Source organism: Streptomyces sp. NBC_00328 (genome assembly GCF_036139655.1).
Taxonomy (GTDB): domain Bacteria; phylum Actinomycetota; class Actinomycetes; order Streptomycetales; family Streptomycetaceae; genus Streptomyces.
In genome coordinates this window covers 9,488,396-9,509,850 of record NZ_CP108013.1, presented here as the reverse complement: position 1 = coordinate 9,509,850, position 21,455 = coordinate 9,488,396, and the positions used below count along the sequence as shown (strand labels likewise).

The following is a 21,455-nucleotide window of genomic DNA, read 5'->3' as shown; positions in this document are numbered from 1 at the left end:
GCTTCCTGTTTCTTCGCGCTGTGCCGGGATCGCTGCTGGGTCGTCCTCGCGGGCAGCACCTCGCAGCGGACACTCGACAGCAGTGCCCGGAACCCTGTGGCGTCCAACGTCCGCCCGGCCCTACTTCCGGGCATCCCGGTATCGGTAGTACGCGGCCTTGGAGGCGGGCAGCGGCTCCTTGCCGAGGATGAGGTCGGCCGCCTTCTCCGCGATCATCATCACCGGCGCGTAGATGTTGCCGTTGGTGACGTAGGGCATCACCGACGCGTCGACGACGCGCAGTCCCTCCACGCCGTGCACACGCATGCTGGTGGGGTCGACGACGGACATCTCGTCAGTGCCCATCTTGCAGGTGCAGGAAGGATGCAGGGCGGTCTCGCCCTCCTTGGCGACCCAGGCGAGGATCTCCTCATCGCTCGCCACGGCCGGGCCGGGTGAGATCTCGCCGTCGTTGTACGGGGCCAGGGCCGGCCGGTTGAGGAGCTCGCGGGCGACCCGGATCGATTCGACCCACTCGCGGCGGTCCTGCTCGGTGGAGAGGTAGTTGAAGCGCAGCGCCGGGTGCTCCTGCGGGTCCTTGCTCTTGATCTTCACCGAGCCGATGGCGTCGGAGTACATGGGCCCGACGTGCACCTGGTAGCCATGGCCGCCGGCCGGCGAGGAGCCGTCGTAGCGGACCGCGATCGGCAGGAAGTGGAACATCAGGTTGGGGTAGTCCACGTCCTCGTTGCTGCGGGCAAAGCCGCCGGCCTCGAAGTGGTTGGTCGCGGCAGGGCCCTTGCGGAAGAGCCATTGCAGGCCGATGAAGGGCGCTCGCCACTTCGCCATGTACGGCTGCATGGAGACGGGCTGCTTGCAGGCGTACTGGATGTAGACCTCCAGGTGGTCCTGCATGTTCTCGCCGACGCCGGGCAGGTCGTGGACGACGTCGATGCCCAGGGCGGACAGTTCGGCGGCGTTGCCGACTCCGGAGAGCTGGAGCAGCTGCGGGGAGTTGATGGCGCCGCCGCAGAGGATGACCTCGCGGGCACGCACCTGTCGGACCTTGCCGCGGCGCCGGTACTCGACACCGACGGCCTTCTTGCCCTCGAAGAGGACGCGGGTGACCAGGGCCCGGGTGGTGACGGTGAGGTTGGGCCGCTTCTTCACGGGCTTGAGGTACGCCTTCGAGGCCGACAGCCGGCGGCCGCGGCTGACGTTGCGGTCGAACTGCGCGAAACCTTCCTGCCGGTAGCCGTTGACGTCGTCGGTGGGGGCGTGACCCGCCTCCTGGGTGGCCTTGAGGAAGGCGCCGAACAGCGGGTTCGTGGCGGGGCCGCGCTCAAGGACGAGGGGACCGTCGTGGCCGCGGAACTCGTCGTCGGGTTCGGCCGCGAGACAGTTCTCCATCCGCTTGAAGTACGGCAGACAGTGCGCGTAGTCCCAGGACTCCATGCCGGCCTCGGCCGCCCAGCGCTCGTAGTCCATGGGGTTGCCGCGCTGGAAGATCATGCCGTTGATACTGCTGGAACCGCCCAGCACCTTGCCGCGCGCGTGATAGATGCGCCGGCCGCCCATGTGCGGCTCGGGTTCCGACGCGTACTTCCAGTCGTAGAACCGGCTGCCGATCGGATACGTCAGCGCCGCGGGCATGTGGATGAAGACGTCCCACGGGTAGTCGGGCCGGCCCGCCTCCAGGACCAGCACCTGGCTGGCCGGGTCGGCGGAGAGCCGGTTCGCCAGTGCGCTGCCGGCGGATCCACCGCCGACGATGACGAAGTCGTATTGCAAGGGAGCCATGGTGCCTCGTCTCGCTCGCGCCGTAGATACGCGGGGCATGCTAGTACGGGTATCGCCATACGCACCAGGTTGCGAGCAACGCAACTTGCAAGGTCCACGTTTCCATGCCGTTGCTTGCGCCGCTGTTGTTTACTACGCGTATAGTTTCGCTATGAGCAACTACGGTCCCGACATGGAAACGACAGGTTCGCAGTCCGGCGGTGTGCAGTCCGTCGACCGCGCCATCAGCGTGCTGGAGATCCTGGCCCAGCGCGGCGAGGCCGGCGTCAGCGAGGTGGCCGCCGAGATCGATGTCCACAAGTCGACCGCGTTCCGGCTGCTCGGCGCCCTGGAGGCGCGCGGCCTGGTGGAGCAGGCGGGTGAGCGCGGCAAGTACCGCCTCGGCTTCGGCATCGTACGGCTGGCAGGCGCGGTCACGGGGCGCATCGACATCACCCAGCAGGGCCGCCAGGTCTGCGAGCGGCTCGCCGAGGAGATCGGTGAGACCGTCAACATCGCCGTGATGCAGGAGCGCTACGCGATCAACCTCTACCAGGTACGCGGCCCGGGGGCCGTCACCGCGCACAACTGGGTCGGCCAGCTGACCCCGCTGCACGCCACCTCCAGCGGCAAGGTCCTGCTGGCGCATCTGCCCGCCAAGGAGCGCACCGCGCTGCTGGCCGAGGCCGGCCTGAAGAAGGTGACCCCGCACACCCTGACCTCGAAGACGAAGCTGGAGAAGAACCTCGCCGAGGCCCGGGAGCGCGGCTACGCCTGGACCCTGGAGGAGCTGGAGGTCGGGCTCCACGCCATGGCCGCGCCGGTGCGCGACCGCAACGGCGAGGTCATCGCGGCACTCAGTGCCTCCGGACCCGCGTACCGGTTCACCGAGGAGCGCCTGCACGAACTCGCTCCGGTGCTGGTCAAGGGCGCGGAGGAGATCAGCCACCGGATGGGTTACCTGGGCTGACCCGCCCCACTACGGCCGGGGAGTACCGAGGCGCCCGTTCACCCAGTCGTGGAAGGCACCGATGTGGTGTTCGCTGGGCACCAGCACCCCGCCCTTGGCGTACATCCGGGAGCTCATCCCGGGCTGCGTGCGCTCGCACGCGTCGAAGTCCTGGCGGTTGACCCGGTCGAAGAGCTCCACGGACCGGCTGACGTCCTTGCCGCTCTCGACGACGTGCGGAAGATAGAGCCAGTCGCACTCGACGATCGTGCGGTCGACGGCCACCGGGTACATCCGGTGGAAGATCACGTGATCGGGGACGAGGTTGATGAAGACCTGCGGTTTGACGGTGATCGCGTAGTAGCGGCGGTCCTGGTCGTCGGACACGCCGGGTATGCGGTCCAGGCCCTCGGAGCCGTCGACGGTGAAGCCCTGGACCTCCTCACCGAACTCGGCGCCGTGGCCGACGTAGTACTGAGCGGCGTAGCCGTCGGCGAACTCGGGGAGCACCTCGGTGAGTTCGGGGTGGATCGTGGCGCAGTGGTAGCACTCCATGAAGTTCTCGACGATGAGCTTCCAGTTCGCCTTGACGTCGTAGACGATCCGCTTGCCGACCGCGAGGTTGTCGATGTCGTAGTGCTCGATCGACTCCACGTCGCCGAGCCGGCCGACGGCCTCGCCGATGACGTCGTCCTCGAAGGAGGGCGGGTTCTCCGCCAGGCAGACCCAGACGTAGCCGAGCCATTCGCGGGTGGCCACGCCGACCAGGCCGAACTCCGTGCGGCCGACGTCGGGCATCTTCATGAGGTTGGGCGCCGCGACGAGCTTGCCGTTCAAGTCGTAGGTCCAGGCGTGGTACGGGCACTGGAAAGCCCGCTTGACCTCACCGGACTCCTCCGTGCACAGCTTGGCACCGCGGTGCCGGCAGACGTTGAAGAAGGCCCGTACGGAGTTGTCCCGCGCTCGCGTCATCAGGATGCTCTCGCGGCCCACCTCCACGGTCCGGAAGGCGCCGGGCTTTGCCAGCTCCGAGGAACGCACGGCGCAGAACCACATCGTTTCGAAGATGCGCTCCTGCTCCTGGGCGAAGATCCCCGGATCCGTGTAGGAGGAGCCGGGGAGGGTGGCGATCAGGCTGTCCGGCAGGCTGGTCGAGGTCACGGTGCACTCCTCGGGAAGCGTCGTGGAGGGGCCATTCACGCGCCAGGAGGAAGGACTCCGGGCGGTGTTGTATATGGAGCAACGCTGCACACCATGCGCAACCGCAGCATGAAAGGACTCGAGGGCCGTGTCAAGAGCTCGCGGCGGCGAGCTGCTTGCGCCAGCGGGTGAACAACCGAGGCTGGTTCATCCCGAGCACGGCGACCGGAACTCCGGCACGCCGGTAGACGGCCAGGACGTCACGGTCGTCCGCGGCGCCCGCCTCGATGGTCACGCTGTCGGCGGCTGCCGCGTGACCGGCGAACTGGATCTTCACGCCGTACTGGTCGGACCAGAAGTACGGCGGCCGGGGCACGCCCGGTTCCACCGCACCGCCCGCCAGCAGCGTGGCGATGGCGGCATCGGGACGCTCGCGCGCACCGGTCCAGTGCTCGACGCGACGGTGGGCGCCCGCGCGCGGGTCGTACCAGTTGGCGCAGTCGCCGACCGCGACCACGCCAGCCAGGCTGGTGCGGCCGTCGGGACCGCACTTGACGCCGTTGTCGAGGTCGACGCCGGATCCGTCCAGCCACTCGACGCACGGACGCGCGCCGACACCGACGACGACGATATCGGCGGGGATGCTGCGGCCGTCCTCCAGCAGGACGGCGTCCACCCTCCCCCGGACTCCGTCCGGGGAGACCCCCATCCCGCTTCGCTCGTCCCCGCTCAGCCTCTTGACCACCACGCCGCACAACAGTCTTACGCCGTGGTCCACATGGAGGGCGGAGACGATGCCGCCCATTCGCGCGCCGAGGGGTCCGGCCAGCGGCGTCGGGGCCGCCTCGACGACCGTCACGTCCAGCCCGAGGGTGTATGCGGTGGAGGCGACCTCCGCACCGATGAAGCCGCCACCGATCACCACCAGCCGTCCGCCCCGGGCCAGTTCGTCCCGCAGGGCGCGGGCGTCGTCCAGGGTACGCAGGGTGTGCACTCCGGCCGGACCTTCGGACCCCGGCAGCGTGCGCGCCGCGGCGCCGGTCGCAATGACGATGCCGTCGGCGCGGACCTCCCGCCCGTCGGCGAGCCGGACGGCTCGCTCGGTGCGGTCGAGTCCGGTGGCACGAGCGCCGAGCAGCCACTCCGCCCGCAGGTCCTCGTCGTCCGTCTCCAGCGAGAGTTCCGCCTCACCCAGGGTGCCGGCCAGGAACTCCTTGGACAGCGGAGGCCTGTCGTACGGGCGGTGGAGTTCGTCACCGATGACGACCAGCCGCCCGTCATAGCCCTGCTTCCGCAGCGAGCGCGCCGCCGACAGACCGGCCAGCGAGGCGCCGACCACGGCGACGGTCCTCACGCGGAACCCCCGGCGAGCCGGGCTGCGACGCAGGGCGGCAGGTTGGGGGCAACTGCGGACAACCGGACGTGGATCACGCCGTCCTCGACGACGACCTCGTGCGTCCGGACCGGGAGCTTGGCCGGCGGTGAGTCGACCGCGCCGGTCCTCAGGTCGAACTTCGAAGCGTGCAGCGGGCATTCCACCTCACAGCCCTCCAGCCAGCCGTCGGCGAGCGAGGCGTCCTGGTGGGTGCAGGTGTCGTCGATGGCGAAGAGCTCGCCGTCCTCGGTGTGGAAGACCGAGACCGGCGGATCGATGTCGAGCCGGTGAGCCTCACCTCGCGGGAGATCCGCGAGACGGCACGCGGGAATCATCATGACACCTCGGTGCGTATAGCGAAACGGATTGCAGTGAGCGCAACGATAGTTTGGGGTCGGCCAGAACCCTTGTCAAGGCGTCCACAGGGCACTCCGAGACGTCCCTCAGGGTGCGCAACACGGAACTCGATCCATATGGAACAACAACAGCCCGCCATATCGGCTCGCGACGGACGCGAGCCGAGAGCGGGCGGTCGAAGGGTGCGAGTGGGCGTCAGAAACCGCGCCCGATCCACTCCTGGAGGTGCGGGGCCTCGGCGGCGACGGTGGCCTTCCCTCCGTGTCCGGTGTGCACGACGGTGTCGCCCGGCAGTGTCAGCGGCCGGTCCCGGATCGACTCGATGACGGTCGGGAAGTGACTGTACGACCGCCCCGTCGCCCCGGCCCACCGGCGAACAGGGTGTCGCCGCTGACCGCCGGTCGCCTTCGAACAGAGATCAACTACGCTGGCCGTCGCTGCATGACAACCGGTGTCCACGATCAAGGTGGAAGCCTCCCTGCGCTCAGGCACCGTCGGCGTTACGGGTTCCTCTGCTGGAGTAGGGCTGCCTGCGCCAGGGCCGCGGCTGTCCGTGTCCTGCCGAAGCGGAAGAGCATGGTGAGCAGCAGCCGATACCGGGAGGTCGGATGCCAGGAAAGGGGCTCGTGGCTCCGCCCGGTGTCGGACCGCTCCGGGCTGGTGTCGCCCCGCGGGCGTGCGGCGCCCAGCAGCAGTCCCGCCAGCGTTTCCGGGCAAGCGGGTAGCAGGGCGTATCTGGTGTGCTCCCAGGCATCGGGGGCTTGGGCGGCCTTCGGCCCGATGTACAGCCTCTCCGCCGGGACGGGAATACGGCAGTGCACCACCGCTGCGACACTCATCGCCGCTGTATCACCCAGCAGTCCCAGCACCGTGAGTCCATCACGGTCGGCTTTCAGGCCGAACTCCTCGGTGATCCCCCTGCGCGTGGCCCGGTGGAAGGCGTTGGACCCGACCTCGGCGACATCGCCCGGCTCCATTCCCTCCTCGAACGAGCAACTCCAGGTGAGTGGGTAGTACTTCACGAGGTGGCTGCGCCGGTTCACCAGGATCATGTTGTCCGCAGTCTCGATGACTCCATGCACCGTGGCGATATTGGGCACGGGAGCACGACTGCCGCTCAGCAGTGCGGACAGGAACGAGGCGCGTCCTCGGGAATCGCCGTGCAAGGCCAGGAACCCGGCCTGCACTCCTTGCACCTGGCCCCAGTCGGTCTGTGCCAGCTCGATCTCGGCCTGTCCTCGGGCTCCGGTTCGCAGGCGGTGTACCGCCACCTTGGGGTCGCTGCGCTCGCCGGGATGCCGCCCGCGCCATTCGGCCTGCCAGCGCGCCGTGAGCGTGTCCGCAGGCCAGCGGACCGTTCCGTTGTGCCGCACGGTGACCGACGGTGTCCGGCCCAGGTCGCAGGTGAGCAGGGAGTCGCACAGGTCGACTGCGCCGTCGATGACGGTCTTCGCGCTCCGCATGCCGACTGGACCTGCTGCTGCGCGGGCGAAGGGCGTACTCAAAAGGGTCGGGGGAAGGAACTCCGTCTTGTTGTAGATGTCCATTCTGCTTGAGCCTCCGGCCTGTTCATGTGGTGCCGCGTTGTGTCCAGGAGCCTCGTCTGCCTGCCTTCATCAGCGTGTTGACGATATGCGACCGATTGCGACCGCCTCTGATCAGTCGCTCGGCTGCCAGTCCGAATGCCAGGGCGGGTGCGGCAAACCCGAAGGTGTCTGCCGCACCGATGGCCAGCCCGGCTCCTGCCAGCCCGGCTTCGACAGCAGCCCAGCCAAGATGCCCGGACCCGTGCGCGGAGGCTGGGAGCTTCTTCCTGACAGCCCGTAGCAACGTGGCGAGGGCGTCGTCCGCCGCCGCCGCGTCAGCGGCCCGCAGCGCCGTCTGATACTCGTTGCGCCGGCGGGTCACGGCGTCGTCCCGCTGGATTTTCCCCATGTCCTGCCAGCTCAGTGCTCCGACTGCCGCCAGGTGATTCGACGCCAGGCCGGGGCCGGCGGGCGATGTGGACGCGGGATCCGATGGCTCGAAGAGAGCGTCCGTGGGACTCCCGAGGTACAGCCCTACGTCGGCCGCTTCGGGCAGGGACCGTGGGGATGCCCCGTCGGTGCCGAGCGTACGCTGCACCGCAGCGTTCCACGCCTGGGTCGCGGTGTTCCAGATCGCGGTCCTGTGCGGCGGGTTCGTCGCGTCGAGGTGGGCCATGAGCAGAGCTCTGCGGTGACGGTCCCACTCTCCCAGGTGGCCCTCCAGGTAGGCGAGCGTGCGTTCCACCGGGGCGTAGTCGTGGCCGGGGAGGCCCGGCAGCTCCGCTACTTCTTCGAGCACGTCGCAGTAGGAGCTGGGGCGGGCCATCGTACTGGTGCCCAGTGGCACCCCGGGTTCGCGGGAGAAGTGGTGCAGCGTCCATGCCACGGCCTGGAGCCTCTGCCGTAATGGACTGCTTTCCTGGTACAGCGCTCCCAGGGCGGTGCCCCGGGCGAACAGCGGCCCCGGATTGGCGTCCCCTCGTTCCAAGACCGCTTCCGACAGCCGGACCAGGGGCTCAGCAGTGTCGAACGACGAGGAGAGCCAGCCGGGCTCCAAGGCGCGCTGCAACCCGGTGGTGACCAGTGTGAACGGGTCGCTCCCAGACGGGGCGGCAGTTGTACAGCGCAGGAATTCGGGGCAGCCGCGCACGAAAGATCTGAAGTCATCGGTCTCGAAAAGTGTCTGCACCACAGGGCTGTCGATGAGCTGGACGTCGCTCAGCACCACCGTGTGCCCCAGCAGAGCCTGGATCTTCAGCATGACGGACAGCGAAAGATCCTGCGGTCCCCACTCGGACAACCGCAGATGCTCACCGTCAAGCCAGTAGGCGTAGATCTCCATGACTTCCCTTCCCAGCTGTACAAGTGAGCTACTTGCCGAATTTGATGACATGTCACTACGTGGCTGCGGTCAAGCCGCTACGGTTGGGTCTGCTGCACGATCGGGTGACATCTGAAGTGGCTTGCCCTGTGGGGCGGGTGGGAAGGATGTCGCTGTGCCCAAGCCTTATCCGGAAGAATTCCGCCAGGACGTCGTGCGGGTCGCGAGGAACCGCGGCCCGGGCGTGACGGTGGAGCAGGTGGCCGCCGACTTCGGAGTCCACGCGATGACGCTGTGGAAATGGATGCGCCGCGCGGACATCGACGACGGGACAAAGCCCGGGACGACCAGCCAGGAGAGCGCAGAACTGCGGGAAGCACGTCGGCGGATCAAGCTGCTGGAGCAGGAGAACGAGGTCCTGCGCCGGGCCGCGGCCTACCTGTCGCAGGCACATCTGCCGGGAAAAGGATCTACCCGCTCGTGAAAGAGCTGGCCGGGGACGGTGTGCCCGTCACGGTGACGTGCCGGGTCCTGAAGCTCGCCAGACAGCCCTACTACCGCTGGCTGGAGCGGCCGGTGACCGATGCCGAGTTCGAGCAGGCCGCTCGCGCGAACGCGCTGTTCGACGCCCACCGTGAGGATCCGGAGTTCGGCTACCGCTTCCTGGCCGACGAAGCCCGCAGCGCGGGATCCGGCATGGCGGACCGGACCGCCTGGCGGATCTGCCGGGACAACCGCTGGTGGAGCGTGTTCGGCAAGAAGCGCGGCCGGACCAAGAAGGCCGGCCCGCCGGTCCACGACGACCTCGTCCGCCGGGACTTCACCACCGACGGCCCGAACCGGCTGTGGCTCACCGATATCACCGAACACGCCACGGGTGAGGGGAAGTTGTACCTCTGCGCGGTCAAGGATGTCTTCAGCAAGAGGATCGTGGGCTACTCCATCGACGCACGGATGAAGTCCCGCCTGGCCGTCGCAGCCTTGAACAACGCCGTGGCCCGCCGAGAGAACGTCGCCGGGTGTGTTCTGCACAGCGATCGTGGATCGCAGTTCCGGTCACGGAAGTTCGTCCAGGCGCTCGACCGGCACCAGATCACCGGTTCGATAGGGAGAGTCGGGGCGGCAGGCGACAACGCGGCTATGGAGTCGTTCTTCAGTCTGCTGCAGAAGAACGTCCTCGACCGCCGGGCGTGGGCCACCCGCGAGGAACTGCGGATCGCGATCGTGACCTGGATCGAGCGGACCTACCACCGACGCCGCAGACAAGCCTCCCTCGGCCGGCTGACCCCCGTCGAATTCGAGACCGTCATGACCACACCGGCCCTCCAGGCCGCGTGACCCAACCTGTCACCCAACCCTGCATCAGACCCGTTCCCGCTCTCGAGTTCTCCGTCTGCCGGACGACCGCCGATGCCTTACGAGGCAGCGAACATCGGCTGTCGGACGTCCAGTTGGCTGATCCGACTCGCGAGGTCGATAGGACACGTGGCTTTCGCACCGGTCCGTTCAGTGTGTGACGCGCTCGCCCGGGCTGTGCGAGGAGGCTTGACAAGGCTGATTCCACAGAAGATGCCGATGCCGGCACTCGTACGCCGACAGCGTTCTCCTGGAGGGAAGTGGGCCTGAGTGGGGAATCAGACGGCGATCGCGGTCGTGACCACGGTCACGGTCACGACCGCGATCGGAATGACGATGGAGATGACCACGGCCATGGTGAACGAGGCGAACAGCCCGAACGCTTCGCGATCGGGGGCGTGTTCACTCGGCCCCGCCCGCTCCCCCCGTCCGCGGTGACCCGCTAGTGCCCCGGCAGGCAACGTTTGCCCGTCAAGGAGCGGCGTCCGGTGCGTGCTCTCGGCGTGCCGGGTGCAAGCCCTCGTACTGGACGTACTTGGGCTTGTGCCCGGTGCGGCGAGTGGGGGTCCCCCCTGCTCGAAGAGCTTGGGGGAGCGTGCCGGGCGTCGCGACGGGGCGAACGTTGCCTGCCGGGGCACTAGTTCTGGGGGTGGCCGAGCCAGCGGGTCGCGGCCTGCTGGAACGCCTCAGGGTTGGCGTCGGTATCCGCCCACGCCACGATGCCGTCCGGCCGGATGAACAGGGCGGTGAATCCGAGGTCGTTGCGCACCGGTCCGGCCGCGTACCGGATCCGCCCGTCCCAGCCCTTGGCCACGCTCTGCAGCGCGCGGTCGGCGGTGAAGTCGAGGACCACGCCCTCACCCCTGCTCAGCAGTTCACCGAGGCGGGTGCCGTCCGTGAAGCGGAAGTCGGGGGCGGTGCGGCCGACCAGCGGCTGCTCGCTGCCCAGGTCGTAGCGGTGGAACAGTCCCGACGTCTGCCGGTAGACGTGGGTCACCCCGTCGCGGGTGCTCATCAGGTCGAACACAAGCTTGCGCAGCGCGGGGGCGTTGGGACCCGGTTTCATGGCCGCCACCTGGGCTCGCGACCAGTCCAGGATCGCGGCGCCGACGGGATGGCGCTCGTCGGTGTAGGTGTCGAGCAGTCCGTGGGGCGCGGTGCCGTGCACGGTCGCGGCGAGCTTCCAGCCGAGGTTGACGGCGTCGCCGATACCGAGGTTGAGGCCCTGGCCCCCGAGTGGGGAGTGGATGTGCGCGGCGTCCCCGGCGAGCAGCACGCGGCCCTTGCGGTAGCTGGTCGCCTGCATCGCCCGGTCGGTGAAGCTGGAGGCGAGCTGCACGTCGGTGAGCGTCACGTCGGTGCCGGAGATGCGGCGCAGGACCGTCTGGAGGTGCTCGCGCGTCAGCGGCTGCGAGCGGTCGAAGGTGCCGCCGTCGAAGTCGTTCATGCCCAGGTGGCCTTCGAAGGGCGTGCGCAGATACATGCCGTTCGGTGTCAGGTTGAAGCCAAGCGGCAACTGCTGGGCATCGGCGAAGGTGACCTTGGCGACGTACCCGGTGAACAGCGGCTCGGTGCCGACGAAGTCGAAGCCCACGAGCTCGCGCACGGCACTGCGCCCGCCGTCGCATCCCACCAGCCAGCGACCCCGGTGTTCCTGGCCGCCGGCGGTGGCGGCGACGCCTTCGTCGTCCTGTGTCACAGCGGTGACGGGAACGCCGCGGATGATCTCCACGCCGAGGGCCGCAGCCCGCTCGGCCACCACTGTCGCGACCGCTTCCAGGCTCGTCATGAAGCCTTCCATCGCCGGGCTGGGCAGCCGGAACGGAAGTGCGGACGCGTCGATGCCGGCCGCGTCCAGGCCCATGCCCGCGAAATGAGACACGTCGCGGGGAGCGGGTGCCTCGCTCGCGTGGGGGTCGGCGCCGACCTCCTTCTCGTCGGCTCCCGAGGCGTCCATGATCGCTTCGAGCAGGCCGCGGCGGTAGAACGTTTCGGCAGAGCCGGCGTTCAGACCGCGCAGGCCGAACGGCAGCGCCTTCAGAGGCGAGGACGGTTCCTGGTCGCGTTCAAGGACCAGGACCGAGCAGCCGGACAGGGCCAGTTCACCGGCCAGGAACAGGCCGACCGGGCCACCGCCCGCGATTACCACGTCATGCATGAGAGTTTCCCGTCTGAAACGAAACAGGGGGCTGCCCGGCCGGATTTCGGGTGGGTCAGCGCAGGTTGGTCAGGCCGTCGAGGACGACGGCGATGCCGGTGAGGAACTGCTCGCGGTCGTCGTGCTCTCCCATCTGGCCGGCGATGGCGTGCATGAACGGGTGGGACTGGGGGTCGAGTTCCTGCCACGCCTGTGACGTGGCGTCGAAGAACTCCTCGCGGTCCGCCTCAGGGTCGATTCCTGAGGTGTCTCCCTCGATGCGGGCGTTCTGGCTGACCGCTCCGAGGATGTAGTGCACGAGCGTCGAGGCCGCGTCGAACCAGCGGACTTGCGGTACGCCCAGGGCGCCCACCTGCTGACCGAGCCTTTCGAAGATCCCCACAGTCACCGGGCCGGCGGGGTTGCGGATGATCTGGAGGGTCAGCCGCGTGGCGAGCCACTGGTGTTCGGCGACGGCATCGAACAAGGCCAGTGCGACGGCTCGGATCTCGTCCTCGGGCGAGGCCGCGGGCGAGGCCGCGGCCCGGGCGGGCTTGGCGGCCAGAGCGGCGGTGATGACGGTTTCCGTCGCCGTGTCCAGCAGCTCGTCCCGGTTGCCGACGTGGTAGTAGATCGCTCCCGACCCGGTGGCCAGGCGATCGGTCATCGCCCGGACGGTCAGCGCGCCCTCACCGCCTGCGTCGAGCAGGTCGATCGCGGTGTCGACGATCTGCTCCCGAGAGAGCACCTGGTTACGCCGCCGAGTGTGGCGTGCTCGTGTTGGCATGTCCCCAAATATGACACACTTGGAGCGTCGTACCAAATTAGATCAGTGAACCATTTTGGAGTGTCGTTCTATTTTGGAACGATGCACCAAATGGCCTGGCGGACTACGCCGCCCCTACTGGACGACAGTCCCGGGACGGTCGATGACGACCTCTACGACGACCTCCACGACGACGGCCGACCGGTGGAGATCACCGTGAACCCGCCGACCGGGCCTCGCGGCCGGCTCGCACCCGCATCACTCCGACAGCCGTCGGCAGCCGGCGCGACCGACGGCCCCGGCCCCGCGCGAAAGGCCCCTTCACAACGATCGCTCCAGGCCCTTGCCACCTCGCACCTCAATAACGATACTCCAGGTAACGAAATCCCGGTTGTCGTTCTGGAGAGCCCATGGACAGCGTCGTCACCCCTCCCGCGCCCACCCTCGGCAAGCCCCTGATGCACTACGGAAAGCGGGTGCTGGAGCGCACCGCGCCCGGTGCCGCCCCGACCGAGTACCGGCTGATGGGCATCCGCCCGCTCACCCCGCACATCGGTGCGGAGATCGCCGGCGTCGATCTGTCGCTCCCGATCGGCGAGGACCTCGCCGCGGAGCTGAAGCAGGCCCTGCTGGAGTGGAAGGTGATCTTCTTCCGCGACCAGCACGCCTTCGACCCGAGCTCCCAGCTCACGCTCTCCGCCCTGTGGGGCGCGCCGGAGCCCAACCCGTTCTTCCCCGCCGGCGACACCGCCGGTGTCTCGCGCCTGGCCAAGGACGCCATGGCCGTGGGCACGGAGAACATCTGGCACAGCGACCACTCCTTCATGGCCGCACCGGCCCTCGGCTCGGTCCTGCGGGCCGTCGAGGTCCCCGCCGCGGGAGGCGACACCCTCTGGGCGGACATGGGCGCCGCGTACGACAACCTCTCCGAACGGACGAAGGCCCGGATCGAGGGGCTCACCGCGGTGCACGACTGGGTGCCCAGCTGGGGCCTCACGATGACGGAGAGCCAGATCGCGGCGCACCGGGAGGCCCTGCCGCCCGTCGAGCACCCCGTGGTCGTACGGCACCCGCGCACCGGCCGCAAGCTGCTCTACGTCAACGAGCCCTTCACCACCCGGATCACCGGTCTGCCGGAGTCCGAGAGCCATGAGCTGCTCGGCGAACTGGTCCTGCAGGCCCGTATCCCCGAGTACCAGGTCCGCTTCCGCTGGCAGCCCGGCTCCGTCGCGATCTGGGACAACATCGCCACGCAGCACTACGCGATCAACGACTACTACCCGCAGCGCCGCGTCATGGAGCGCATCGCGATCGCCGGCGAGCCCCTGTCCTGAGACCCGTCGCCGGGGGCTCCCTGCCCGGACGCCCCGCTGCCAGGACGGGCACCCGCCCGCTTCCGCAGGCTTCCGCCCGGCCGGCCCACACCTACCTCGTCGGCCGGGCGGGCACACACGCGGCGGACGGCCCTCCGCGGCGGCCGGGCATGGCGTCCCGTCGCCGACCGCGTCCGGGCTGTCCTCCGGTCGGGTACCGGCCCGGATTCCCCGGCCGGCGTCCCCGGGGTGCCCCCGCCCCGCCTCCGTCCCGTGCCCCTCCCTCCGTCTCCCCATCCCGACCCGTCCCCCGCGGAGCCCCTGTGACCGACACCGACGTCGTACCCGCTGTGCCCGCCGCCCCTGTGAAGACACCACCCGACCAGCGCCGCCGCGCGTGGACCGTCACCGCGCTCCTGGTCGTCTTCATGATGGTCAATTTCGCCGACAAGTCCGTACTGGGCCTGGCGGCCGACCCCGTCCGCGAGGACCTCGGCCTGTCCGCGTCCGCCTTCGGACTCGCCAACAGCGCGTTCTTCCTGCTGTTCTCGATCTGCGGCGCCGCGGTGGGACTGCTCGCGGACCGCGTACGGCCCAAGTGGCTGCTGCTCACGATGGCCGTCCTGTGGTCCCTCTCCCAGGCACCGCTGATCCTGGGCGGAGGGCTCGCCGTGCTCGTCGCCTCGCGCGTTCTCCTGGGCGCCGCCGAGGGGCCGGCGTTCCCGGTGGCCCAGCAGACCACGCTGTCCTGGTTCCCCGACCACCGTCGTAACCTGCCCGGCGCGCTGATCGTGCTGGGGATCACCCTCGGAGTCCTGGTCGCCGCCCCGGTGCTGACCTGGGTCATCCACGAACACGGCTGGCGCACCGCGGTGGCGGTGGTCGCGGTCGCCGGCGCGGTGTGGGCGCTGCTGTGGATCCCCTTCGGCGGAGAGGGGCCCCACGCGGGGATACGAGGCAGCAGGACCCCGGAGCCGGTCCCGGCCGACGGCCCTGGTGCCGGTGCCGATCGGGAGGGCCATGGCTCCGATGCCGACCCGGCGGCCGACAGCCGCGAAGCGGACCGCGTGGCCGAGGCGGCGGAGGACGTGGCCGGGGCGGGCGGCGCCGCGAGCGGGACGCCGTACCGCCGGATCCTCGCGACCCGTACCTGGATCGGGGCCACGGCCGCCTACTTCGGCACCTACTGGGTGATCGCCTTCTGCCTGGTCTGGCTCCCCTCCTATCTCCATGACGGTCTCGGGTACTCCTCGGTCGTCTCCGCCCGGCTCCTCATGCTGGTCTGGGGGCTGAGCGGTGTCGTGGTGCTCGGCCAGGCCGGCCTGACCGGATGGCTGCTGCGTCGCGGGTCCTCGAGCCGACGGGCGCGCGGCGGGGTCGGCGGCGTCCTGCTGCTCGTCGGCGCGGGGGCGTGCCTCGCCCTGCCGGCGGCACCGGCCGGTGCCGCGACCGTCGTGCTCCTGGTCGCCGGATTCGGCTGCGCGGGGGCGATGGGCAGCGTCGCCGCCACCACCGTCGCCGAACTGGCGCCGGCCGACCGCCGCGGCGGGGCGCTGGGCATCATGAACGCCGTGGTGACCACCGCGGGTCTGATCGCCCCGACCCTGGTCGGGCATCTCGTGGACACCCACGGGACCGCGGGCTACCGGCAAGCGCTCCTGATCACCGGGGTACTGCTCCTGCTGGGCGGAATCGCCGCCCTCACGCTGATCGACCCGGCCCGCGACGCCCGGCTGCTGTCGGCACGCCGCGCCGACCCTCTCGCCCCGGACCACGACGCCCAGCGGCAGCTCGCCTGACGACCACTCCCGCGTGCCTCCACGGGCCCAGAGGAGAACACGGGAGGGGGCTCCGCGCCGCGAGCCGAATCCCATCCCGGATTCCCTGTCTCCCAGCGGCGCAGGCCTCTCCCGTCTCCCCGGCTCCCCGTCTCCTCATCTCCCCGGCTCCCCGGCTCCCCGGCTCCCCGTGAGCCGACCTCCCGGCCGGCGACGCGACACCTCCGCCACCGCTTCACCCTGCTTCCCACTCCCCCGCCCACCGATTCCCCCACCGCCTCCCCCGCTCCTTCCCTACCGCGAGGAATGACGTGAACCCCAGCGCCCTCGACACCTCCTGCCTGGACCGGGCCGTCGCCGAGTTGCGCGGCAGTGCCGCGTCCTGGTCCGCCGTCCCGCTCACCGAACGCATCGCGCTCCTCGAACGGCTGCTGCGCCGGGTGGACTCCGGCGCGGCCGAACTGGCCGCGGCCGGCGCCCGCGCCAAGGGCTACGCTCCTGACTCCCCGTGGGCCGCCGAGGACTGGATCGGCGGTCCGTGGGCCCTCGCGCAGAACGCCGCGGCGTATCTGCACGTGCTGCGGCGCGTCGCCGCGGGCCGCGAGCCGCTCGAGGCGAAGGCCGTGCGGGAGACGGCCGGCCGCACCCGCGTCGACGTGTTCCCCGCGACCGCCTGGGACCGGCTGCTGCTCAACGGCTTCAGCGCCCAGGTGTGGATGCGGCCGGGCGTCACCGCCGACGAGACGCGCGACCGCGCGGCAGGCCCGTACCGGGGCCGGCCGGAGCCCTCGGCCGTGGCCCTGGTACTCGGCGCCGGGAACGTCGCCTCCATCACCGCGCTCGACATCCTGCACAAGCTCTACGCCGAGGGCCAGGTCGTCGTCGCCAAGATGAACCCCGTCAACGCCTATCTGCGCCCCCACTTCGAGCACGTCTTCGCGGAGTTCGTCAGCCGCGGCTGGGTCCGCTTCGTCGACGGCGGCGCGGCCGAGGGCGGATACCTCGCCCACCACGAGGGCGTCGACGCGATCCACGTCACCGGCAGTGACCGCACGCACGACGCGATCGTCTGGGGGACGGACGAGGACGCCGGGCGCCGCCGACTCGAGGACCGGCCACTGATCGGCAAGCCCTTCAGCAGTGAACTCGGCGGGATCAGCCCGTGCGTCGTCGCCCCCGGCCCGTGGAGCGACGCCGACTTCCGCTTCCAGGCCGAACACATCGTCACCAGCAAGATGAACAACTCCGGCCACAACTGCATCGCCGGCCAGATCCTCGTCGTACCGCGCGACTGGGACGGCACCGAGAGGCTGCTGAACGAGATCCGCCGGGTGCTGCGCGCGCTGCCGTCCCGCGCCGACTACTACCCCGGGGCCCGCGAGCGCCTCGACGCCGTACTCGCCGCACACCCGCGGGCGGAGCGGTACGGCGACGGGTGCCGCTTCCTCGTCCCCGACGTCACCGACTCCGACGACGTCCTGGTCACCGACGAGGTCTTCGCCAGCGCGCTGGGCGTCGTACGGCTGCCGGGCGCGACCACGGCGGCGTTTCTCCGCAACGCCGTCGACTTCGCCAACGACCGTCTCCCCGGCACCCTCGGGGCGACCCTCATCGTGCATCCGAGGACCGCGCGACAGGACCGCGCGGCGGTGGACGCCGCCGTCGCCGACCTGCGCTACGGCACCCTGGGCGTCAACTGCTGGTCCGCGGTGGGCTTCCTGCTCGGCTTCACCCCCTGGGGCGCCTTCCCCGGCCACACCCGCCAGGACATCGGCAGCGGCGTCGGCTTCGTGCACAACGCGTTCATGCTCCGGGGCGAGGACATCGAGAAGACCGTGCTGCGTGCCCCGTTCACGCCAGCACCCCGCGGGCTCGTCACGGGCGACCCTTCGCTGTCCCCTCGCCCGCCGTACTTCGTCACCAACCGCACCGCGCTGACCACCGTGGAGCGCCTCACCCGCTTCACCACGGCGCCCAGTCCGCTGCGGCTGCCCGCCCTCTTCGCCTCCGCGCTGCGCGGCTGAGCCGAGCCCGACAGCCCGCACCGACTCCCGCCGACACCCCTACGGAGAACAGCCCATGCTCAACCTCGCCGTCATGCTGGAGAACAGCGCCCACGCCGTGCCCGACCGTACGGCGGTCGTCCTGGGCGACCGGCGGACGACCTACGCGGAGCTGGACACCGCCGCCCGCCAGGTGGCCGGCCTGCTGCGCTCGCGCGGCATCGAGCCCGGCGACAAGGTGGCGCTGTCCTGTCCGAACCTCCCCTGGTTCCCGGTGGTCTACTACGGCATCCTGAAGGCCGGCGCGGTGGTCGTACCGCTCAACGTTCTCCTGAAGGGCCGTGAGATCGCCTATCACCTGGCCGACTCCGACGCCAAGGCGTACTTCTGCTTCGAGGGCACCTCCGAACTCCGGACGGGCCAGGAGGGATGGGACGGGTTCAACGAGATCGAGAGCTGCGACCACTTCTTCCTGCTCACCGCGGCCCCGACCGAGACCTCCCCGATCCCGGGCACGCGGACCCTGACGTCGGCGCTGGCCGGACAAAGCACCGAGTTCGAGACGGTCGCCACCGAGGCGGACGACACGGCGGTCATCCTCTACACCTCCGGCACGACCGGCCGGCCCAAGGGCGCCGAACTCACCCACTCCAACCTGGTGCTGAACGCGCTGACCTGCCACAAGATGTTCGGTGAGGTCGGGCACGACGTCCATCTGATCGCCCTGCCGCTGTTCCACTCCTTCGGCCAGGTCGTGCAGATGAACGCCGGCCTCGCCGCCCGCGCGACGCTGGTCCTGCTGCCGCGCTTCCACGCCGGCTCGGCCCTCGCCCTGATGCGGCATCACGCCGTCACCTTCTTCGCGGGCGTCCCCACCATGTACGCGGCACTGCTCGCCGAGGACGTGCCCGAGGCGGATCGGGCGGAGATCGCCGCCAATCTACGGATCGCGGGTTCCGGGGGCTCGGCGCTGCCGGTCGAGACGCACCGCCGGTTCGAGGAGCGCTTCGGGGTCACCGTCCTGGAGGGCTACGGCCTGTCGGAGACGAGCCCCGCGGTGACGTTCACACCGCGCGGCGAGCCGGCGCGCCCGGGCTCCGTCGGCCGTCCGGTCTGGGGCGTGGAAGTGGACCTGATCGCCGAGGACGGCACGCCGGTGAAGGGTCCGGACGCCATCGGCGAGATCGTCGTGCGCGGGCACAACGTCATGAAGGGCTACTACGACCGGCCCGAGGCGACCTCCGAGGTGCTGCGCGACGGCTGGTTCCGCACCGGGGACCTGGCCCGCCGGGACGCCGACGGATGGCTCTACGTCGTCGACCGCACCAAGGACCTGATCATCCGCGGGGGCTTCAACGTCTACCCGCGGGAGATCGAGGAGGTCCTGCTCACCCACCCCGCCGTGAGCACGGCGGCCGTCCTCGGCGTGCCCCACGCCACCCATGGCGAGGAGGTCAAGGCCTGCGTGGTCCTCGCCCCGGGCGCCGAACTCACCGGGGAGGAGCTGATCGCGTGGTGCAGGGAGCGGATGGCCGGATACAAGTACCCGCGCCTGGTCGAGTTCCGCGAGGGGCTGCCCACCAACGCCACGGGAAAGATCCTCAAGCGCGAACTGCGGGACGCGCCCACGCCCCCCTGAGGGGCCCGCAGCACCTCGCTTCCCTGACGGCGGCCCAGCCGCGCGGCGGCCGGCCCCGGTACCCGCTCGGCGGCCGTCGGGGCCCGTTCGCCGGCCGATTCCGTGAACCCATCACCTCCAGGGGCCACCCCGTGGCACCGGCCCGGCCGGAAGCTCTGGAGCGAACCTCGACGAGGAGGACGTCATGACGTACACCGCACCACGCTCCGCGCCACCGTTCGGGCCCCGCAGGAGGGCGAGGTGGGTCACCTCTCCCGGCGCCGCCTCCCCCGGCCTCGCCGCCCGGCCGACGGCGGGAACGCTCGACCGTACGGACCGGAACAGCACGCCGCCCGGCCGCACGGACCGGGGCACGACCGGGGTGACCCGGTGAGCGCCCCGGAAAGCGCCGACTACGTCGTCGTCGGAGCGGGATCGGCCGGGGCGGCCCTCGCCGGCCGGCTGACCGGGAGCGGCCCGGCCTCGGTCGTCCTCCTCGAAGCCGGCGGCCGGGACCGGAAGGCGGCCGTGCACATACCCGCCGCCTTCTCCCAGCTGTTCAGGACCGAGCTCGACTGGGACTACTCGACCGCCCCGCAGCCCGAGCTCTCCGGGCGCCCCGTCTACTGGCCCAGGGGCCGGATGCTCGGCGGCTCCTCCTCGATGAACGCCATGATGTGGGTACGCGGATTCGCCGCCGACTACGACGAGTGGGGCGACCTGTGCGGCGCCGACTGGTCGTGGAAGGGCCTGCTGCCGTACTTCCGCCGCGCGGAAGGGGTCCTCGGCGCCACCGACCCCGACCACGGCCGTACCGGCCCCATGCGGGTCGAGCCGCAGCGCGACCCGAACCCGCACACGGCGGCCTTCCTCGACGCCGTCCGGGCACTCGGCCACACCGTCGAACCCGCCAACACCGCGACGCCCGACGGGTTCTCGCAGACCATGGTGAGCCAGCGGCGCGGCGCGCGGTGCAGCACCGCGGACGGCTATCTCAAGCCGGCCCGCCGCCGCCCGAACCTGCGGGTCGTCACGGACGCGCAGGCCACCCGCGTGCTCTTCGAGGACCGCCGCGCGATCGGCGTCGAGTACGTCACCGGGGGCGTCACGCGCACGGTGCTGGCCCGCCGCGAGGTCGTCCTGAGCGCGGGCGCGGTCAACACGCCCCAGCTGCTCATGCTGTCCGGCATCGGCGACGCCGGACACCTGCGCGAGCGGGGCATCGAGGTGCTGGTGGACGCCCCGCAGGTCGGCGCCAACCTCACCGACCATCTCATCAGCGGCCTCGCCGTCGACGCCGCAGACCGGACCCTGGTCGCCGCCGAGCGGCCCTCCGAACTGCTGAAGTACCTCACCCGCCGCCGGGGGATGCTCACGTCGAACATCGGCGAGGCGTACGGATTCGTCCGCAGCCGGCCCGACCTCGAGCTGCCCGACATCGAGATCATCTTCGCTCCGGTGCCCTTCCTCGGCGAGGGTCTCGTCAAGCCGCCGGAGCACGGGCTGACCGTGGGGGCGATCCTGCTGCGCCCCGAGAGCGCCGGTTCGGTCACCCTGGCCTCGGCGGACCCCTTCGCCAAGCCGGTCATCGACCCGCGCTATCTGACGGACCCGGACGGCGCCGACCGCGCGGCCCTGCTGGCCGGACTCGACGTCTGCGAGGAGATCATCGGCCGGCTCGCCGACCGCGGCCTGTCCAAGGGCCGCTTCCTCATGCCGCCCGGGGCCGAGGACATGCCACGGGACCGGCGCGACGCGCTCGCCCTGGCCGACCACGCCCACACGCTCTACCACCCCGTCGGAACGGCCCGGATGGGCCGCCACGACGCCTCCGTCGTGGACCCGCGTCTGCGGGTACGGGGAGTGCGGGGCCTGCGGGTGGCGGATGCCTCGATCATGCCGACGATCATCCGGGGTCACACCAACGCCCCGTCCATCGTGATCGGGGAACGAGCCGCGGATCTGCTCACGGCGGACTGAGGCCGACGAACCGGTCCTGAGCACCACGTGCTCACGGATGTCGAACTCAGCGTGGAGGCAGTCAGGACTTCGACATCA

At 70.3% G+C, this 21,455-nt stretch carries 16 protein-coding genes and 1 pseudogene; 8 read left to right on the top strand and 9 right to left on the bottom strand.

All coding sequences use genetic code 11. The annotated features are described in order from the left end of the window. Positions 1–120: 120 nt before the first annotated feature. Positions 121–1,779, bottom strand: coding sequence for a choline dehydrogenase (gene betA, locus OG485_RS41895; RefSeq protein ID WP_328674087.1), 1,659 nt, complete (start codon positions 1,777–1,779; stop codon positions 121–123). 151 nt (positions 1,780–1,930) lie between these two features. On the opposite strand from betA, the gene OG485_RS41890 reads away from it, so the two are divergent. After that, positions 1,931–2,728 (top strand): IclR family transcriptional regulator, encoded by a 798-nt coding sequence (locus tag OG485_RS41890; protein ID WP_328674086.1) that lies wholly within the window; start codon positions 1,931–1,933, stop codon positions 2,726–2,728. 9 nt (positions 2,729–2,737) lie between these two features. Here OG485_RS41890 and OG485_RS41885 read toward each other — a convergent pair whose 3' ends face one another. The 6 genes and pseudogenes from OG485_RS41885 to OG485_RS41860 form a co-directional block, all read right to left on the bottom strand. Continuing rightward, positions 2,738–3,868, bottom strand: a complete 1,131-nt coding sequence (locus OG485_RS41885) for an aromatic ring-hydroxylating oxygenase subunit alpha (protein ID WP_328674085.1) — start codon at positions 3,866–3,868, stop codon at positions 2,738–2,740. Positions 3,869–3,998: 130 nt separating this feature from the next. Continuing rightward, positions 3,999–5,201 carry an NAD(P)/FAD-dependent oxidoreductase gene (locus OG485_RS41880; RefSeq protein WP_328674084.1) on the bottom strand — a complete coding sequence of 401 codons (1,203 nt, stop codon included), beginning with the start codon at positions 5,199–5,201 and terminating at the stop codon, positions 3,999–4,001. Continuing rightward, positions 5,198–5,560 carry a bifunctional 3-phenylpropionate/cinnamic acid dioxygenase ferredoxin subunit gene (locus OG485_RS41875; RefSeq protein ID WP_328674083.1) on the bottom strand — a complete coding sequence of 121 codons (363 nt, stop codon included), beginning with the start codon at positions 5,558–5,560 and terminating at the stop codon, positions 5,198–5,200. Before OG485_RS41875 ends, OG485_RS41880 begins: the two co-directional genes overlap by 4 nt. Before the next feature lie 214 nt (positions 5,561–5,774). After that, positions 5,775–5,971: pseudogene (locus tag OG485_RS41870) on the bottom strand (MBL fold metallo-hydrolase); the annotation flags it as partial. 108 nt (positions 5,972–6,079) lie between these two features. Next, positions 6,080–7,042: a hypothetical protein gene (locus tag OG485_RS41865; protein WP_328674082.1), complete on the bottom strand. Its 963-nt coding sequence runs from the start codon at positions 7,040–7,042 to the stop codon at positions 6,080–6,082. A gap of 106 nt (positions 7,043–7,148) precedes the next feature. Then, positions 7,149–8,447 carry a hypothetical protein gene (locus OG485_RS41860; protein WP_328674081.1) on the bottom strand — a complete coding sequence of 433 codons (1,299 nt, stop codon included), beginning with the start codon at positions 8,445–8,447 and terminating at the stop codon, positions 7,149–7,151. 154 nt (positions 8,448–8,601) lie between these two features. On the opposite strand from OG485_RS41860, the gene OG485_RS41855 reads away from it, so the two are divergent. Then, positions 8,602–9,764 (top strand): IS3 family transposase gene (locus OG485_RS41855; protein WP_328664961.1). Its coding sequence is split into 2 segments (ribosomal slippage): positions 8,602–8,886 and positions 8,889–9,764, totalling 1,161 coding nucleotides; the frame shifts between segments, so codons are not numbered across the junction. Between the two features lie 655 nt (positions 9,765–10,419). Here the strand turns inward: OG485_RS41855 and OG485_RS41850 are convergent. After that, positions 10,420–11,940, bottom strand: a complete 1,521-nt coding sequence (locus tag OG485_RS41850) for an FAD-dependent oxidoreductase (RefSeq protein ID WP_328674080.1) — start codon at positions 11,938–11,940, stop codon at positions 10,420–10,422. Positions 11,941–11,995: 55 nt separating this feature from the next. Continuing rightward, positions 11,996–12,706, bottom strand: coding sequence for a TetR/AcrR family transcriptional regulator (locus OG485_RS41845; protein WP_328674079.1), 711 nt, complete (start codon positions 12,704–12,706; stop codon positions 11,996–11,998). 389 nt (positions 12,707–13,095) lie between these two features. Here OG485_RS41845 and OG485_RS41840 point away from each other — a divergent pair, with 389 nt between their 5' ends. The 6 genes from OG485_RS41840 to OG485_RS41815 all read left to right on the top strand — a co-directional run bounded on the left by OG485_RS41840 (position 13,096) and on the right by OG485_RS41815 (position 21,377). Further along, entirely contained in the window at positions 13,096–14,019 is a 924-nt protein-coding gene (locus OG485_RS41840) for a TauD/TfdA dioxygenase family protein (protein WP_328674078.1), read from the top strand. A 302-nt stretch (positions 14,020–14,321) separates the two neighbouring features. Next, positions 14,322–15,797 carry an MFS transporter gene (locus tag OG485_RS41835; protein ID WP_328674077.1) on the top strand — a complete coding sequence of 492 codons (1,476 nt, stop codon included), beginning with the start codon at positions 14,322–14,324 and terminating at the stop codon, positions 15,795–15,797. Positions 15,798–16,087: 290 nt separating this feature from the next. Further along, a complete protein-coding gene (locus tag OG485_RS41830; protein WP_328674076.1) occupies positions 16,088–17,800 on the top strand; it encodes an aldehyde dehydrogenase family protein in 1,713 nt (570 codons plus the stop codon). A 55-nt stretch (positions 17,801–17,855) separates the two neighbouring features. After that, entirely contained in the window at positions 17,856–19,418 is a 1,563-nt protein-coding gene (locus OG485_RS41825; protein ID WP_328674075.1) for a long-chain-fatty-acid--CoA ligase, read from the top strand. A 184-nt stretch (positions 19,419–19,602) separates the two neighbouring features. Next, on the top strand, positions 19,603–19,791 hold the full coding sequence (locus OG485_RS41820; protein WP_328674074.1) for a hypothetical protein: 189 nt from the start codon (positions 19,603–19,605) through the stop codon (positions 19,789–19,791). After that, complete coding sequence (locus OG485_RS41815) at positions 19,788–21,377, top strand: GMC family oxidoreductase (RefSeq protein WP_328674073.1); 1,590 nt, start codon at positions 19,788–19,790, stop codon at positions 21,375–21,377. Before OG485_RS41820 ends, OG485_RS41815 begins: the two co-directional genes overlap by 4 nt. Positions 21,378–21,455: the final 78 nt, after the last annotated feature.